General features: G+C 48.2%; 15 protein-coding genes and 2 pseudogenes. All 17 read right to left on the reverse strand.

Going from position 1 to position 17678, the window contains the following annotated elements; translation table 11 throughout:
• Positions 1–28: 28 nt before the first annotated feature.
• Positions 29–988 carry a DNA-methyltransferase gene (locus HED67_RS08920; RefSeq protein WP_002569173.1) on the reverse strand — a complete coding sequence of 320 codons (960 nt, stop codon included), beginning with the start codon at positions 986–988 and terminating at the stop codon, positions 29–31.
• The gene (locus HED67_RS08925) at positions 985–3423 is read right to left on the reverse strand and encodes a VirB4-like conjugal transfer ATPase, CD1110 family (protein WP_002569172.1); all 2439 of its coding nucleotides are present in this window, start codon (positions 3421–3423) and stop codon (positions 985–987) included. The genes HED67_RS08920 and HED67_RS08925 overlap by 4 nt, the downstream gene beginning before the upstream one ends.
• Positions 3374–3775 (reverse strand): PrgI family protein, encoded by a 402-nt coding sequence (locus HED67_RS08930; protein ID WP_002569171.1) that lies wholly within the window; start codon positions 3773–3775, stop codon positions 3374–3376. Before HED67_RS08930 ends, HED67_RS08925 begins: the two co-directional genes overlap by 50 nt.
• Before the next feature lie 177 nt (positions 3776–3952).
• Positions 3953–4822: a VirB6/TrbL-like conjugal transfer protein, CD1112 family gene (locus HED67_RS08935; RefSeq protein ID WP_002595174.1), complete on the reverse strand. Its 870-nt coding sequence runs from the start codon at positions 4820–4822 to the stop codon at positions 3953–3955.
• Positions 4823–4841: 19 nt separating this feature from the next.
• Positions 4842–5057, reverse strand: a complete 216-nt coding sequence (locus HED67_RS08940; RefSeq protein ID WP_002569168.1) for a Maff2 family mobile element protein — start codon at positions 5055–5057, stop codon at positions 4842–4844.
• Positions 5058–5474: 417 nt separating this feature from the next.
• Positions 5475–5645, reverse strand: coding sequence for a hypothetical protein (locus HED67_RS08945; RefSeq protein ID WP_002569167.1), 171 nt, complete (start codon positions 5643–5645; stop codon positions 5475–5477).
• Positions 5632–6051 (reverse strand): annotated as a pseudogene (locus HED67_RS08950) (TraM recognition domain-containing protein); the annotation flags it as partial. The gene HED67_RS08945 and the pseudogene HED67_RS08950, both read right to left, overlap by 14 nt.
• A gap of 107 nt (positions 6052–6158) precedes the next feature.
• Complete coding sequence (locus tag HED67_RS08955) at positions 6159–7976, reverse strand: reverse transcriptase/maturase family protein (protein WP_055057444.1); 1818 nt, start codon at positions 7974–7976, stop codon at positions 6159–6161.
• Positions 7977–8567: 591 nt separating this feature from the next.
• Positions 8568–9956: pseudogene (locus tag HED67_RS08960) on the reverse strand (VirD4-like conjugal transfer protein, CD1115 family); the annotation flags it as partial.
• On the reverse strand, positions 9953–10429 hold the full coding sequence (locus HED67_RS08965; protein ID WP_002569165.1) for a PcfB family protein: 477 nt from the start codon (positions 10427–10429) through the stop codon (positions 9953–9955). The gene HED67_RS08965 and the pseudogene HED67_RS08960, both read right to left, overlap by 4 nt.
• 41 nt (positions 10430–10470) lie before the next feature.
• A complete protein-coding gene (locus tag HED67_RS08970) occupies positions 10471–10692 on the reverse strand; it encodes a DUF5348 domain-containing protein (protein WP_002569164.1) in 222 nt (73 codons plus the stop codon).
• Positions 10693–10715: 23 nt separating this feature from the next.
• The gene (locus tag HED67_RS08975; protein WP_002569163.1) at positions 10716–11699 is read right to left on the reverse strand and encodes a DUF6017 domain-containing protein; all 984 of its coding nucleotides are present in this window, start codon (positions 11697–11699) and stop codon (positions 10716–10718) included.
• 359 nt (positions 11700–12058) lie between these two features.
• Positions 12059–13255: a PP2C family serine/threonine-protein phosphatase gene (locus HED67_RS08980; RefSeq protein WP_221718085.1), complete on the reverse strand. Its 1197-nt coding sequence runs from the start codon at positions 13253–13255 to the stop codon at positions 12059–12061.
• A gap of 17 nt (positions 13256–13272) precedes the next feature.
• Entirely contained in the window at positions 13273–14094 is an 822-nt protein-coding gene (locus HED67_RS08985) for a vWA domain-containing protein (RefSeq protein WP_221718086.1), read from the reverse strand.
• Between the two features lie 83 nt (positions 14095–14177).
• Positions 14178–15485: a serine/threonine protein kinase gene (locus tag HED67_RS08990; RefSeq protein WP_215631917.1), complete on the reverse strand. Its 1308-nt coding sequence runs from the start codon at positions 15483–15485 to the stop codon at positions 14178–14180.
• Between the two features lie 310 nt (positions 15486–15795).
• Positions 15796–17052 (reverse strand): DUF4349 domain-containing protein, encoded by a 1257-nt coding sequence (locus HED67_RS08995; protein WP_221718087.1) that lies wholly within the window; start codon positions 17050–17052, stop codon positions 15796–15798.
• Positions 17049–17588: an RNA polymerase sigma factor gene (locus tag HED67_RS09000; RefSeq protein WP_221718088.1), complete on the reverse strand. Its 540-nt coding sequence runs from the start codon at positions 17586–17588 to the stop codon at positions 17049–17051. Before HED67_RS09000 ends, HED67_RS08995 begins: the two co-directional genes overlap by 4 nt.
• Between the last annotated feature and the right edge of the window lie 90 nt (positions 17589–17678).

The following is a 17678-nucleotide window of genomic DNA, read 5'->3' on the forward strand; positions in this document are numbered from 1 at the left end:
GTGACTTTTTCACGCGCCTTATATTGTTTTATGTGTCTGTCCCTCCAATCCGCGCCCTTGCAAGGGCGCAATACTCGGCGTTTATCTCAATGCCTATATAATGCCTGTCAAGCTGCTTTGCGGCTGCCCCCGTCGTGCCGCTGCCGAAAAAGGGGTCAAGCACAACGCCGCCTTTCGGACAGCCCGCCTTGATACAGGTTTCGGCAAGTTTTGGCGGGAACGCGGCGAAATGCCCGCCCTTGTAGGGAACGGTATTGATAAGCCACACGTCCCGCCTGTTCCGCATGGTCGGCATGAGGGCTTCGTCGTAGTAGCTGCCGCTTCGCGCCCGGTTAAGCCCCTGTACGTTCCCCTGTCCGGGTACTTCGTCCGCATATTTCTGTCCCGCGCTGCGCCCGGTGCGGTACCGCGCCGCCGTTGTGGGGGCTAACGGCTCGGCTATGGCGGCTGCGTCATAAAAATACTTCTTTGACTTCGTAAGCAGAAAGATATGTTCATAGCAGCGGGTAGGGCGGTCTTTCACGCTCTCCGGCATGGGGTTTTCTTTCTGCCAGATAATGTCGCTCCGTAAATACCACCCGTCAGCGCGTAGGGCAAAGGCTAAAAGCCAAGGGATACCGATTAAGTCCTTTTGTTTGCAGCCGGAAACGCGGTTGTTTCTTGCAATCTGCTGTCCGTTTCTGCCTTTCGGGTTCTTCGGGTCTGCATGGTAGCCTTTATTTCCTGTGCCGCAGTAGGTGTCCGCGATATTCAGCCAGAGCGTACCGTCAGAACGCAGTACCCGGCGCAGCTCGCGGAAAACCTCGGTCAGCCTGTCAATGTACTGCTCCGGCGTGTCCTCCCGCCCAATCTGCATATCAAGCCCGTAATCCCTAAGCGCATAGTAGGGCGGGCTTGTGACGCAACAGTGTACGCTTTCCTCTGGAAGCTCCCGCAAGGCATAGAGCGCGTCCCGGTTGATGATTGTGTCAGTTTTCAGCCCGTTCATGCTTCGCCCACTTCCTCCGGCTTCGTCGTCATTACCCGGTAAAGCTCGGTGTCTTTCGGGAAGCGGTCTACAAAGGGCAGCACCACGTTCCCGTAGAAGATAAGCCCCTCGCCCGCTTCGGTGTGGGTGACATACTTCATCTGCTGCGGGGAGATGTTGAGCTGCTTTGCAAGGATAGCCCGGTCGCCCGCCGCCTGATTGAGCATGAGGACAAAATCAGAGTTTTCAAAGATATTCTCCACTTCGCGGGAAGCAAGCAAATCTTTGACGTTCTGCGTGATTGCTGTGGGTATGCCGCCCCATTTTCTGAAACGCTTCCAGATTTCAACGGAATAGGCGGCGGTCTGTTCCTCTTTCAAGAGAAGATGAAATTCGTCCATAAAATACCGGGTGGATTTCCTTTCTGCCCGGTTGACGGTGACGCGGTTCCATACCTGGTCCTGCACAATGAGCATACCTAATTTTTTGAGCTGCTTCCCAAGCTGCTTGATGTCAAAGCAGACAAGGCGGTTTGAAAGCTCTACATTCGTCCTGTGGTTAAAGACGTTAAGGCTCCCGGAAACATAAAGCTCCAACGCCGCCGCGATACGCGCCGCTTCCGGCTCCGGCTGCTTCAAAAGCTCGTTGTAGAGGTCGCCCAAGATAGGCATTTTCTCCGGGTCGGGGTCTGCAAGGAAAGGGCGGTACACGTTCCTAACAGCGCGGTCAATGACGGTCTTATCGACGGGCTGCAAGCCCTCCTTGCCGCCTATGACAAGCTCGCAGAGGGAGAGGATAAAGTCGGATTTCAGCGCAAGGGGGCTGTCGTCCTCGCTGTAATTGAGGTTAATATCCATAGGGTTCACATACTGGGGCTTCCCGTCAATGCCCTTGCCCGTAGGCGATAACCGTATCACTTGCCCGTCAAGCCGCTGCACAAGGGAAAAATACTCTGCTTCCGGGTCGCAGATAATTATGTCGTCGTCGGTAATGAGGAAAGCGTTTGTCATTTCCCGTTTGGCGGCAAAGGATTTCCCGCTTCCCGGCGTACCCAAGATTAAGCCGTTGGGGTTCTTTAGCTGCTTGCGGTCGCAGAGTATCATGTTGTTAGACAGGGCGTTTAAGCCGTAATACAAAGCCGCGCCCGTCTGAAAAAGCTCCTGCGTGATAAAGGGGATAAAGATAGCGGTGCTTGACGTGGTAAGCCCTCTTTGAATGGGGATAAGGTTCTCCCCAAGCGGTACAGAGGACATAAGCCCCGCTTCCTGTTGGTAGTCAAGGCGGGTTAAGGCGCAGTTGTTCTTCTGTGCAATGCCCGCCGCCGCGAATACGTCATTTTCCAGTTTCCTTTTTGTGTCTGCCATGTTCACCACAAGGAACGTCAAGAGGAACATTCTTTCATTCCGGCTCTGCAAGTCCTGTAAGAGGTTCTTCGCTTCGCTGCCGAAAGTGGCAAGGTCGGACGGGATTATATCCATGTCGTAGCCGCTGCGTACCGCTTTTTTCTGTTCTTCGATTTTCATTTTGTCAAGGTCGGTGATTTTCCGCTTGATTGTCTTTATGGCTTCGGTCTGGTCGATACTGTGGATATGCAGATTGACGATAACGCCCGTTTCCAAGTCCAGAATGTCAGATAAGATACGGTCGTTTAATTCCGGCGCAAGGATTTCAAGGAATGAAACCGCGCCGATTTTGCGCCCCATGCGGAAATACCGCCCCTCGCCAAAACGGAAAGAGGACGGGGCGATAAAGTCCTTTGTGGAAAGCCCGGACGGGGCAAGCCATGAAAAATCAAAGGCAAACTGCCCGCCCTCCGGGTGGAAAATGCCATGCAGCATTTTAAGGCGTTCATAGCCTGTCATGGGGCGGGCAGACACGCCCAAGAGCTTAAAGTTGTTGAGTACGTCCGTTTCGATACGGGCAAGGCGGGATTTCGCCGCGCCCAGACTGTCGGCTTCAATGGCAAAGGTGATATATTTTGCTTTGACAAGCCCGTTGTTGCCCTTTGCAAGCTGGTTTTTCAGCATATCCCGGTATTCTGTGCGGATAGAATTGAAAGCGTCCTCCTGTGCCGGGATATTGACCGCCTTTTCCGCTTCGCCGCGCTGCGTCCCCTGATTGATGAAAGAGAGCTGCACCGAAACGGAAGCGTCAAAGTAGTTGAGGAAGTCGCACCAGTTCTCAAAAATGGCGGTCTTGTCGTCTGCCTGTGCAAGCTGATAGTTAATATCTTCAAAGGCGACGGTCTTTGAGTATTTCCGTCCCGTAACCTTGCAGATACCGTCCGGGTACATCTGGATATAAGGGATTGTCTGCTGCGCGGTGTGCGCTTTCCCGTCGCCCTTTGCCTGTCTGATGATTTCCGCAATCTGCTTTTTCTCGGCGCGGGTGAGCTTGCGGGGCGGGTTAGGCTTTGCGCTTCCCGCCGCGCTGTTTCTTCGTGTTTCCTTTTGCAATCGCTGATACCTCCTTTTCAAGTTTTCTCTGCCGTTCTAAGACGGAATAAAAGTTGTCTGTCCTGTATGGTCGTTCTTTGGGGGCTATGAATTTCGTCTGAATGATGTTCTTCACCACCACTTCAAGGGGCTGTCCATGCTTCTCATACATGGCAAAGAGGAAACAGGGCAGCATGACGGCAATCATAGCCATAGACGCAAGGCTTGTGCCTGTGCTGTCTTTGAGCAGAAAGAAAAGCGGCAAGCCGAACAGGAGAGCCGCCGCAAAACATACAATCTGCCGTTTGGTAAGGTTGAACGCTACTTTTGTCTTGACTTTGGATAAGTCTTTGGGTACGGGTACATACGCCAAGTGAAAACCTCCTTTCTCTGGGTTTGGTGTTGCTGTAACTTCCCATAAGGGTAATCAAGGCAAAGGTCAATCTATGCCCTTTGCCCGCCCGTATTATATGGGGGTTATCCGCGTCAAGGTCGGGTCGTATTTTCGCCGCTTCGCTCTGAAAATCTCCACCCTGCCCTTGACACGCCGCTAATGCGCGGAGAATATCGACTTCGCCAGTGCGCCGGATTTGAACAGGGAGAAACAGAGGATAACGGTATAGGCTGCAAGGGAGAATATCGCGCTGTGCAGATTGTCCGCTATTATCATGTTGTTTACCAGAACCGCGTAAATGCCGACGCATATCATAATGAGGAAGCCTTGAAAACCGATAGCGAACAGGGATTTGAGGTAGTTGTTTCCTATCTGCCCCCATTCCCGGTTCGTCATTGTTGCAAACGGGATAGGCGATACCGAACAGTAAAGGTAAATCTCTATCATGCGCCCGTAGAGGATAACGGTTATCAGTACGGACATGATTTTCATGCACAAGCTCACAAGGCTTGTTTCCATGACAAGTAAGAGCAGTTCGGGGATTTCCATAGCGTCAAGCCCGTCCTGCATGGAAGCAAGGGCGGCGGCAACATCAATCTCTGTGCTGCCGCCGATTACCCCCGCCGCGCCGGAAACAACGTGCTGCGCCATATCGAACACCGCCATAGTGATGTCAAAGGTGTGCGTCACAAGGTAGACTGCCACAAACGCCTTGAACACCCACTTGAAGAACATGGAAGTGTCAACGTCGTGCATATTGTTCTTTTCCGTTACCATGCTGATAAGCTCATAGCATAGGACGTAGGTAATGACAAGCCCCGCAATGGGTACGATTACATTCTCACTAAGGGTCTGTATCATGGAGAATATATTTGCGTTCCACCCTTGCGGGGTCTGCCCTACCTCTGCGGCGATAGTGCCGACTTTCTCGTTTACGTCCCCGAACATAGTTGACAGATTACCGTTTATGGCTCCTATGAGGATTTCCTTTATCCATTCGTTAATCGCGTCAAGTATGCTCTGCATAAGCCTTTACCCGCGCTTCTTAACCGAACAAGCCGGAAAGCAGCGGTACAAGGGTCATGCCGATAAGGGCAACGCCGCCGCCCGCCATAAGCTGCTTCATGCCCTGGCTCTTCGCGCCCGGATTGTCGTTGCCGTAGCCCTCCATGAGATTGATAACGCCCCAGATACCAAGCCCGGCTCCAAGTGCTACAACAAGGGTCTGCAAAACGTCTACTGCGCTATTGAAAAATGCCATAAATAAATCCTTTCTGCCGCGTCTGCGGCTGTCCGGCAAGCGGACAAAAGGCGGTCAGCGTATGCCGCCGCATAAAAAAACCGCCCTCTGGTAAAGGCGGCTGTCCCCGCGCTGCGTAAGTTCTGCGGCGCGGCGGTATTCAGTTGTAGGGGGGTGCGGCTCCTGCCGCTGTGTGCTGCGCCGGAAAGTAGGGGCGCGTATCATGTAGCCGATATTGATATATGTGATTGCTTCGATTCCTCCTTTCGGTGTCCCGCTGTGCTGCCGGACGGGTATTATTCAGACTTGCGGGAAGTGAATAGCTTGCATAGCAAGGTGTTCGCTTCCCGCAAGTTCACAAAGGGGTAGCTGCCGCAAGGCAGCGTAGGGGAAGTGTAGCTTCCCCTGTCCCCCCCTCCCCGGCGGTCTGCCATGCTGTCACTGTTGAGGGATAAGCCCCCGGCGCGTGACATACTCCGTTGCAAAACGGCGGTGTTCCGCTTCCTTTTCCCGCCAATACTCCCATAATGCAGCGTCGGCGGCTTCCGCAACATTCATTAAAAACCGTTCAAGCTGCTTTTGTTTTTCCTCTGCGCTACGTTTCCTCATGGTCTGCGTCCTCCTGTAAGTCTGCTGCGTCAATCTCGTAATAGTCAAAAACCTCGTCGGGCTTGACAATGGCGGGGCGGCGTTTAAGGTGCTTTTCCATGTCAAAGGCGTTCTTCGGGTCTGCGTCGGATAGGTACTTGTATTTCGGGTGTTTCGTTATGTCGAATTTGTCCGAAAAGAACGGGCGCACCCCGCGTAGCTGCAAGATACATTTCCCTCCGTCCATGACTGCGATTTCATCTTCCGTCATAAGCTGCTTTCCCAATTTCTGATAGTTCAGCCCATGCGAAAGCTCCCGCCCCCTTGTTTCGGAAGTGTTGAAGCTGTCTATCGTTTCCTTGCCTAAAATCTCCGATATTTCTTTGAGCGTGGTTTTTTCCTTGCCGCCCAAGAAAAGCGTGGTGTCATGAGGTAAGGTTCAGCTCATCCTTTGCAGGACTTGCGTCCCCTCCCTCCCAAACCGCACGTACACCTCTCGATGTATACGGCTTTCCGCTTATTATATTTACGGTATTAAGAATGAATCAGTTTATGACATTCAGGGCATACCACAAGAGTTTTCCGTCTCCTTTTGCGCATAAGGAGTACCCACTCCGCATTGCCCTTTAAGTCTTTTAGTTTCTTTACTTGATGGATTTCCAGATTTCTGCAATCCTTTCCACAAAGTTCACAGGTATGGCGTTCCACTCTCTGTTTCAGAGTGTTGGTTTTAGCGTATTTTGAGAACTGCGGAAGTTCGCTCACATTGTCAAACTTCGTAGCTGATTCTTTTCGCTTAAACCCGTCTCTGTAAAAGGTCGTGATTTTCCTTCCTGCTCTGGTATCGTATGCGATTGTAAACAGACCTCCAACACAATATCTGCGCTTGATTTCGTGAACATTTGTTTTATACTTACAGGCAAATGTCTTGTACATACTGTACTTCATAAGATTGGCAAATCTGCCTATCTTGAAGGAATCATTTGCTATGGCATAATAGTTGTAAAGTCCACGAACTTCCGCATTATATCTTGCCAGAATCTCTATATCGCTTTGATTTACCAGTTTTCCTCTGTGTAGGGCTACAAATCTTTCTTTTCCGTTTTCGTTAATCTTGATTTTGATTGCATGATATTCCAGTAACTTTCCCACCCATTTTTCTCTGGGTACAAGTAATTTCACCACTCCTGCATTGCTTCTGATTTTGTATCCTCCTGCGGATTTCTTTAAATCCTGACTTCTGGATACCGTAATGTCATAGCCTAAAAATCTGGCTCTGTCTCCTGTATGCGTAACTTTGGTTTTGGTTTCGGACATTTCCAAATCCAGTTCTTCCCTGAGAAATCTGCCGACGTCAGCTTTCATCTGTTCTGCGTCCGCTTTGCTCCCAATTACTCCAATGATGAAATCATCAGCGTATCGGGTGTACTGAATCCGTTTATACGTCTCATCCAAAGGTTCGGTCGGAGTTAGCTGTCGTGTTTGCTTTTCAAGCATTTTCAAATGTTTATTGCGTTCCCAGCGTTCTTCTGGAGATAAATCCGCCCACTTCTTTTTGCCCATACATCTATAATAGGATGCCTTTTTGACAACTTTCTTGTAGTCGGAGTTCATTTGTTTCTTCTTTCCTCGGTTATATTTCTGTGCATATTCCTCCATAAATTTATCTAATTCGTGAAGGTACACATTTGCAAGCACTGGACTGACACCTGAACCCTGCGGTACTCCGCTGTATGTCCGATTGTACGTCCATTGCTCCATATAGCCTGCTTTTAGAAATTTCCAGATGAGTTGTAGAAACATTTCATCATCAATACGTTTTCTCAGCAATCTGATGATTGTGTGGTGATTAAAACTGTCGAAGCAGGCGTGTATATCGCCCTCAACAAACCAGTTCGTTCCCGTAAAGGTTTTCTGTATCTGGTATAATGCTGTCTGACAGCTTTTGTTTGGTCTGAACCCATGAGATGTTTTCTTAAACACAGGCTCATAAATGCTTTCTAAAATCATCTTCACTACTTCCTGCACCAGTTTGTCATTGCCCGACTGGATTCCCAACGGACGCTTTTTATTACTGTTTTTCTTAGCAATATATTCCCTGCGTGCAGGTTTTGGCAGGTAACTTTTATCTCGCATGGATTCAATAATCCTTTGGATTCTTTCGTCACTCATGCCATCAATAGTAGTTCCATCTGCACCGGCAGTCATACTGCCTGTGTTTGCATATATGTTTTTATATGCAAGCCAATAGAACTCTGGATTGTACAGATTCCGATATAATCTTTGAAACCTGTAAGATTCATTCTTTGACTTTTCCGTCAAACTACTTAATACTTGGATTGGATTTCTCAATGCCTCTCGCACCGTCCTTTCATATCGTATTAGTAAATAAGCTGCTCCCCTTCGCCATGTGAACGTCATTAACGTCTCAGACTACTATGGGAGCTGTGTGACCATGCCCGTTACCAGGTTTAGGTCATCCCCAGTTAGTATTTATGGAATTAGCGTTTCGTGTTGTCGGCACCGACTTTCGCCATTTACCCGCTGTCTTGCGGTTGTCCTTCCATGAGTATCGCTTGCTTTCATAACTGCGAAATGAAACCAACATGGAATAGCATACGTTTCAATCCTTTTCGTATGCGGAGTGCGGATTCCCCCACTCTGGCTATCGTTCAGGCAGTTTAGCTTTGTACCTCATACACGAATTTTTATTCTTGAATTTTCAGATACACAGGATTAGTACCTTATCATTCAGGCTTTTATCCATTGACAAAAGCGACAACATGCTACACTCCCCTTCGGGTTTCCCCTCTCGGATAAGTTGTAGAATAATAGGCTGTGATTTTTCATCACTTGATACTTTTACCTACTGCTTGCTAAAGGCAGTATTCCATAAATACCACGCCGCCGAATTTATAATGCGCTGGCGACTTCTGGGCGCACGCAGTTGCCGACTATGGTATCGGCGTTGTCCTTGTAGATTGCCTTTAGCTGTGACTGGCTCTGCAAGATGATTGACGCGGAGATTTCCCGGCTCCGTATGGTTGCGATTAGTTTCTCAAATTTGGGGATTTGCCCGATATTCGCAAATTCATCAAGTAAGCACCGTACATGGACGGGAAGCCGCCCGCCGTATTCATCATCTGCTTTGTCGCACAAGAGGTTGAATAGCTGTGTGTAGAGAATACTCACGACAAAGTTAAAGGTGTCGTCGGTGTCGCTGATAATCACGAAAAGGGCGGTCTTTCTGTCACCTATGGTGTCAAGCTCCATTTCGTCGGTTTCCATAAGCTCCCGCAGCTCCTTAATGTCGAATGGGGCTAACCTCGCGCCGCATGAGATAAGTATGCTTTTTGCGGTCTTGCCCGCCGCCAGTTTGTATTTTTTGTACTGCTTGACTGCAAAATGTTCCGGGTCTTTTTCTTCCAGACGTTCAAACATGAGGTCAACCGGGTTCTGGAAATCCTCGTCGTCCTCGCGGGCTTCCGACGCATTTATCATTTCAAGCAGCGTCGTGAAGTTCTTCTCGTCCTCTGGGGCTTCATACCAGATATAGCCGATTAGTGCGGTGTAGTAGAGCTTTTCCGCTTTCACCCAGAAATCCTCGCCGGATTTTTCCCCGTCGCCTTTGGTGTTGGCGATAATGGTATTGACTAATTTCAAAATGTCCTTTTCGCTCCGCAGATAGGCAAAGGGATTGTATTTCATGGATTTTTTGAAGTTAATCGTATTTAGCACTTTGATACGGTATTTGTACCGCTGCAACATTTTCCCGGTTTCCAAAATCAGTGTTCCTTTCGGGTCAGTGACGATATACGACGTTGGAAAATCCTTTGACGTACATTGCATGAGCGACGGTTTCACAAAGAACCGGGTCTTGCCGCTGCCGGAACCGCCGATTACAAGAATATTTTTGTTTCTTGCGTATTTCGGCTGCTTCGGGCGGCTGTTCATGGTGAGCCGTTCCGTCTGCGTTAAGGGGATATTGTTCTCAAATACCGGGTCTGTGTACGGCTTTATGTCGTCAGCCCCGCCCCAACGCGCCGAACCGTATTCTGTCCCGCGGCGGTATTTCTTCGCGTTCTTGCCTTTGGTGTAGATAATCAGCCGGACAATGACCGCCCCCGCAATGCCGATAAGTAAGTCTGCCGGGTGGAAGCTCGGCGCGATACTGGAAAAGGCGGTGGTAAAACCGTCCCCAAGATGTAGCAGCTTTGCGCTTGCGTCCGCGCCGGGGGATAGACGGACAGCCGCGCCCACTTTATCAAAGAGCCAGACAAAGAGCAGATACGGGAGATTTAGGATAAGCAGCTTCTTGATTTCCGGCTTCATAGCGATACCTCCCTGTCCTTGTTCTTGACCTTTGCCCGTTCCGCGTTCTTGCCCTGTGCGGCTTCTTTGAGCGTAGAGAGCAGCTTTCGGATAGAGGGCTTTTTCTCCTGTGTCAGCTTCTTTGCGGAAAACTCCTTAAAGGCTGCGGTCAGCACGTCCGCGTCCCGCCCCTTGAAAAAAACCAGATAGCGGGGCGGGCTTTCCGTTGCGTCCTTTTTCAGCGCAAAGTCGATACCGTACTTTTTCGCCGTACTCTCAAAGGCTTTGATATTGCCCTCGGTAATCTCAATGTTGGAAACGCCCGCGTTCTGCTTCATAAGCTGCTTTAAGCTCTGCTTTCCCTGTGGCGGTTTTGCAAGCTGCTTTTTGCCCTTTGACAGTATGGCTTTCATTGCCTTTTGGAGCGTCTGGGCGGTCAGCTTCCCGGTCTTGATGTAAAGGGCTATGGTCTTTTCGTTTACTTCGTCCTGCAATTCCTCGCGTCCTCCTTTCGCGTTTCTTTATGGGGCGGCGGTCAGATACGCACCCGCAGCCCGTTCAAGTCCTCGGCTCTGATACCCACAAGATACCAGTTGTCGCCGTACTCAATCCGGGTCGGCTTCCACTTGCCCCGCACGAATACGTCAAAGCACTCACCGCAATGCAAGCCCCCGTAGTAGCTGTTTAAGTCAAAGCGAATGTCGTAACGGTCGGTGCGCTCGTCAAATACCAATGCTCCTGTCATTTTCTGTGCCATAATAAAATCCTCCTTTTGTTGTTTTACAGGCTTTCGCCCGGTTTGAATGAATAATAGTCCGGGTCGCCGTACTGCGGCTTCTTCGGTGACAGTGCGCCGCTTGCCATGTCATGGGCGACAAGGGAAGTGTAATAATTGCCGATAGTGGACGGGGCGTTGAAAAGGGCTGCTTTCAGATATTGCTTGATGTTGCGGATTTTCGTTGTGTTCTCCCGCATACAGTCAAGCACAAAGCGGATATGCTCGCCGTCCAGTTTCATAAACTTAGATTTCACAAGCTCTGCCGGGTAGTCGTCCCCCGCAATCCGTACCCGCTTTCTGGCGGTGCATACGGTTTCAAGCATGAGGTCTACAATCTCGTCCAGCCTGTCCCCGTCAAACTTCATGTCCTGTTTGAGAATGTGGTAGTCGATATTGTCCTTGATGATTTCCCGGTATATATCAACTGCGCTCTGTGCTGCCGCTTCCGTTCCTTTCCGTTCCGGCGGCGTAGCCGCTTCTCTGCAAGGAGAGGGGTTAGGGGAAAGGATAGGAATGGAATGGGTACTTGATAAATCTGTATTTGATTTTTCTTTTTTTGGTAAGTCAGTTCTTTGTATATCTTTATTTAATTGCGTTGGATTTTCCAACGTAGGTTTTTCCAATGTTGGTTTTTCCTGCGTTGGATTATCCAATGTTGGATTTTCCAATGTAGGTAAATCCGGCGTAGGCGGCTGCGGCTGCTCGAATATCACATAGTCCGCGCCCCGCAAGCGTCCTTTCTCGTCGCGCTCCCTTGACCGAACGATATACCCGGCGCGTTCAAGCTCCTTAATGGCTTCGCGGATAGCGTCTATCTTCTCCCGGTTGATAAGGGATAAGCCTTTCAAGGTGTAGTCCCAATCTTCGGGGAGTGACAGCATTTGCGACAACAGCCCTTTTGCCTTTAAGGAAAGCTCCTTGTTGCGTAGGTGGTGGTTGCTCATTACGGTGTAGCCCTTGTTCCGTTCCACTCTGAAAACTGCCATAGTAAATCACTCCTTTTGCTGTGGATTTGTTACGCAGTAGAAGCGCGGTTTCGGGGGATAAGGTATAAATCCCTTGCCGCGCCAGATACGCGCCCGCAAAATCGCTTGTAGCAAGGCTTTTTCTGCCCCTACTGCGTAACAAAGGGCATAAAAAAGCGGCGTTCCTGTTCTCCCATGTAGAGAGTAAGAAACGCCGCTTCTGCGTCGTATTCAGTTTTTAGTACAATACCCTGCTTGTCCGTCGCTCGAAAAACCTTGATTTTCCAGTGTTTTCAAAAGTATCGTTATCTAACGTCAGCTTTCTAAGTGCCTCTGCTCCTTTCGGCGTAATGTCATACCTCGCCATATTTGCCCTCCTTTTACAGGTAATAAGAAATAAAGCGTTCCAAATAATAGAAAAGATTCTTTTTCTCTCCATCAGCATCGTCCGGATTCACTTCGACAGCATTCAAAAGAATTCTGGCCCCACATTGGCAAAAGCGCTGTCCCGGCACCAGTTTAGCTCCGCACATACAGCAAAATCTCGGCTGCTGCCTGCTCTCATAATTTTCTTCTTTCCTGGTCTCTGCAGTCTCTATCTCTTCTTCTGCTTTTTTACCTTCTTCGGCCTCGTTTCCCTCTTCCGATTTCTCGTTCTCTATTGTCTCTTTCTCTTCTTCCGTCTTCTTGTTTTCTTCGGGTTCTTCTGCTTCTTCACCCTCCGCCTTAATTTTATCAACAACAGACTTCAATGCATCCATATCCATCCAGGCTGCAATGGAGACATCATCTGCACTGCCTTCCTTTGAAAGGCGCGGCAAATATGCCTTCAGTTCATCTACTGCCTGGGTATAATCCGAAATTGAGAAAGCATAAAGAATTGTTTTATAAAAATCATACATATCTTCTTCATTTTTAAATGAATCATCAATGCCATCTGACCCCATAAAAACAGCTGTCGGAATTTTCTCCGAATAGAAATGCCGAAAATCCCGAAGCGCATCTGAACCGCAAATTGACGTTGTTTTGTTCAGGAAACATTTTTCATCCCATGGAATAGGCTGCGTACAAATACCTGCCTCATCGAATGCTGCACATTTGCCATCCCCAATCTGAATACCAAACCAATAATCCCTTGTCACCGCCGCTGCAATGAGTGTCGCCCCATAAGCCCGTTCAATTCGATGTCCTGAACGGTAAGATGCACCGGCTTTCTCCGAGACGCAATCCAGTTCTTCCTCCGTAAAAGGATTCGCTTCATAATGGCTCCTGACAGACTCATTCCAGTCATTGATAATGGCCGCCTCCAATTGTATCAGCATCATATCCGGTTCCGCCAGAAACGCTTCAGGGCTGATATTTTCAAATAACCGACGAATATTTTTGACTGCCGCTTCACAGGCCATAGCTGAACCAATCTGGCTGCGGACATAATCGCAGCCGCCGTGGCCGTCGCTGACAACGGCCACTGTGCCACATTCGTCAGAAAAACTTGCGGAACTGTCCTGACAAACTCTGCCATCATGAAGATGGCCCTCTCCTCTTTCTGACATATGAAAAGCTTTAAAATTCATCATAGTGTTCTCCTTTATTTTTACCAGTCAATATAGTCACTTCCACCTGGACCCGGTCCCGGCTTCGGCGGCTCCGGTACTGGTTCCGGCTCCGGCTTCGGCGGATTCGGTACTGGTCCCGGCTTCGGTTTCGGTGTTGGCTGAGGCTTCGGGTACGCTCTTCTTTTTCTCTTACCGATTTCGTTTCTCGTCTCCTCATTTTTATTTTTATCGCTTGTACCTGTTGAGCTGCTGCCAATCTGCGATGACGTTACTGTCACAAACTGAATCCATTTCTTCAGCTCTTCCGGTGTATGTACTTCAATGACAGACTCATCCGAACCTGTAAATTCTGCCAGCATACTCTTATTTGCATCATTACCAATACCAATAGCCACTTTAATCGCTGCTTTGAACCAGTTGTTGCGCTTCAGCACTTCAATACCGCTTCTGTAATCATCTGTCGGCTCACCATCTGACATAAGGAACAGTACCGGCGCATAGGAACCGCTGACTTCCTTCATAAAGGTTTTTGTTGAAAGTGCTTCATTCAGCTCCCGGCATGCATCGCCAAGGGCTGTCGTACCGCCTGCTTCAACATATTCCCATCTGTATGCTTCATCTTCTACTGAAACCGGCGCTGCAGTCACCCATTTTGCCTTTGTAGCAAAATTAAGGACACACACCTTAATCTCAGCATCTGCATTCTCTCTGGAGATTTCCTTAATCTTCGGAAGAATACCTTCAATTGCTGTATTTACCTGCCCAATCTTGGCACCTCTCATAGAACCGGATGTGTCAATGATAAAAAATAATACCATTGTACGTCTTCCAACTTTTACTGTTTCGTCATATAATCCCATGTTCTTTTCCTCCTAAAACTTTCCTTAAGTGATTTTGTAATTACAGTATACACTTTTCTTCTCTGCCTTTCGTTCCCAGTCCTTTAAAAAATCGTCCCTTCACACGTGCCGCCAAAATTGATGCAAATTCCTCGTCCAATCTGCATACTCCGTCCATTCTCAATGATTCTTTCCGTGCCATTCGGCAACATCACTCGCCATGAACGTCCACTGATATTATGAAGCCCCCAGATAGATGGATTCTGCGGATTTCTTACCACATCAGCCGTAATGGTAAAACAGTCCGCATTATCTTCCATGGTATGGCAGGCATACAGTTTCTTGCCCGGTACAAGAACAACTTTGCTCTTTTTCAAATGTAAAAAATAAGGTCTGGAAAGTTTTTTGCCGCAATTCATACAGATACATTCTGCAGCATCCGGATCAATAAATGTCTCATCTCCGCAGCTGCATCGTGCCAGACAATCTCTTAATGCCACGAAGACTTCTCTCCACTCCTGTTCCGTCATTCTATGTCTGATATCTGTGCCTACCAGACGTGCCTGACTGAAGGCGTCCGCAAACGCTTTGTGTACAAATTCCGGATAATATGGCCACAGTTTTATCGCATTCGTATGGACTCCGCGCACAGGCCTGTTGCATGAGTCCATCGGATCCCATGTAAAAATCGGATGAATGCCATAACATTCGACTTCGTAGTCTTCACGCATACACGGATACTTGGAAACAGTTCTTTTCCCTTCCAATGGATGCTCAACAAAGAGCATTTTATACAGCACAACAGCCAGAGAGAAACGGTCTGTATGAATGCTCGGCTTTGCCTCATGCCGAACCACTTCCGGTGCCATATAACGGCATTTACCGGCAATGCCTGAGTTATCACCGTATTCCGACACATTATCATTGTCACAGATCAGCACATCACCCGTCTCCGGATGAATACTGAAATTGCCGTCATTCAGATCCTGATAACTGAATCCGGCATTATGCAGCTTTTCAAATCCATCAATCAACCCCAGCGCCGCATTAATCAGGGCTTTAATACCTGAGAAATGAACATCTGCCAACAGGTAATGTTTGAATTCTGCGTATCCGTCCGGAATTAAATCCATCAGATAACCAAATCCGCCGTCAATAGGCACTGTCAGTTCCACAGGCCACACAAAAGCCTTTGTCGGTGCACCCTTTTTGATGTTGTTCTGAAGATTACGGTAAAACTTGCCTTTATCTGCAATTTTATCCATCTTGTACCACTTCAGTGCCATGTCTTTTCCTTCATAGCGAACTTTATAAATATAACCCTGTCCACCTTCTCCAAGCTCCTTCAACACCCTGCATTCTTTGCCTGATGTCATCTTAATAACCTGTCCTTTTGTTAATCTCTCCATCATCTATACCCCTTTCATTCGTAAAATATTCCTTATGTCCTTTGGTAATATCAGAATACCATAGTAAGACTGATTGCTATTTCCCGGAAATCATAATTTTGGCCGTTAAGTACTAAATATCTCTTCCCCCCTGCTCGAAAACTGCCAAAAAATCGAAACGATAAACTTGATGCCCGCTTAAAAAGGGGAATTCTGTTTACAAAAGATAAAACAGCCGACAGGCACTTAAACTTTCATCGTTCAAATGTCTGCCGGCTGCTGCCGCTTCGGATCCATCATTTTTAGTTCTGGACTTTCTCACATATCACTTATTTTATTTCTTTTTGCGTATCTTCTTAATAATACTAACCACCACAAATATCACCGCAAACAGAATCACAAAGTACGGAATACTGGCCACAAACCAGATGCACAGATTCTTTGCACTCTCCGCAATGGCTCTCAGACTGTTTTCAAGACCATTCAGCATCTTCTGTCCGATAGAAAGCTCACCGGTCGGTGTCTCATTCTTCACTTCCTGAATGCTGATATTCACGGTGTCGTAATCCACCTGATTATCATAAACTTTCAGCTGAGACATATAGGATTCCAGCTCATAACGCACATCCGTCAAACGGGACTGGATACTCATGGTATCCTCCACTGTCTTCGCCTGCTCCATCAACTTCATCAGCTGCTCCTGCTCTGCCTGAAGTGCTTCCACATGACTCTTCAAATCTGTATAAGTCAGCGTTACATCCTCCGCATTCTCCGATTTACTTGTCACATTGGCCATTTCTCCAACCGTTCCGAGAAAATCATCAGTTTTATCCTTTGGAATCCGCAGTGTCAGAGAAGCATATCGACTGTTCTCTGTATAATAGCTATTGCCATTGACATAAGAACTCTCCACATATCCGCCAAGATTCTGTGTCTCCTGCTGCAGCTGTGTCACCAGATTGTCAAAATCTGTTGTCTCCGCGTCAAGATTAAATGTACGAATCAGCTTCCGGCTGCTTTGACCATTTTTTGTATCTGCACTGTTTGCCGTTTCTTTGCTATTTTCTGCCGTCCCCGCTTCATCCGCTGATGCTTCTGCAGCCTCAGTTCCTACCGCTGCAGAAGCCGCATTCTCACTCAATACGACAGCTCCGCCTGATGAATCGGCATCCGCTCCGGTACCCGCTGCAGCGGCCGCATAATTCATGCCGTTATAGTCAGCCGGTGCAGCTTCTGCACCATCGGCCTCTGCTGAATACTCCTCTGCCCCGCCTGCCGAATAGGCATCCATGGCGTAACTGCTTTTTGATGTTGCTGAAGCCGTCTCATAGGAGCTGCCTGCTCTGAACATGCCGCCTGCTCCCTGAGCTGTACCTAATACAATGATACAAACTGCACACACTGCTGCCGATGTCTTCCATGTACTGCCGCCGGAAAAGATCTTCCCAAGTTTTGCAAAAAAACCTGTCCTTACTTTCTTCTCAGTCCGCACTTCCTTCTCAGGAAGATTACTCTCAATCTTTGCCCACAGGTCCGGTGCATCGGATTCTGTCATTTTCTTGTAAGCTTTTTCAACTTCTTTCTCTGTCATACGCCGACCCTCCTTAACTTCTCCAGACTGTTTTGATACTTCCATGTGACTGTTCCCATCGGAATGCCTAAAACCTCCGCAATTTCCTTAAATGTCATCTGTCCTGCCAGCTTCATTGTCATAATCTGCCGCTCTGTCTCCGGCAGTTTTTCTACCGTCTCTCTGAAATTCATCCGACCGACCACTTCATTTTCCATAGAATCAGCTATTCCCGCGGCTGTATCAGCAGCTGATACCTCCGGTACTTCTTCTGTCAGCTGTTCCCGTCCGGCTTTTCTCATAAAGTCAATGGCCATATTTCTGGCAATCACAGTCATCCATGTCTTATGCCCACTCCCAACCTTATACTGATCTGCCATATTCCACAGCTTAATAAAAAATTCCGCTGTCAGGTCCTCAGCATTCTCCTTATTCTTCACAACACCCCTGATTACTGCATATATATACGAAATATACGCTTCGTAGATTTCTTTCAAACCCGTTTTGTCACCCTTTTGCATACGTCGCATACACCGGTCAAATTCCCGATTATTCACACGGCCACCTCACCTTCATAAATTCTATCTGGTTCATTCCATACTTTTAAGCCCGTCATATTCACTTTATTTCTTAATACTTTCTATAGG

This window comes from Pseudocoprococcus catus, assembly GCF_019734885.1.
GTDB lineage: Bacteria > Bacillota > Clostridia > Lachnospirales > Lachnospiraceae > Coprococcus_A > Coprococcus_A catus.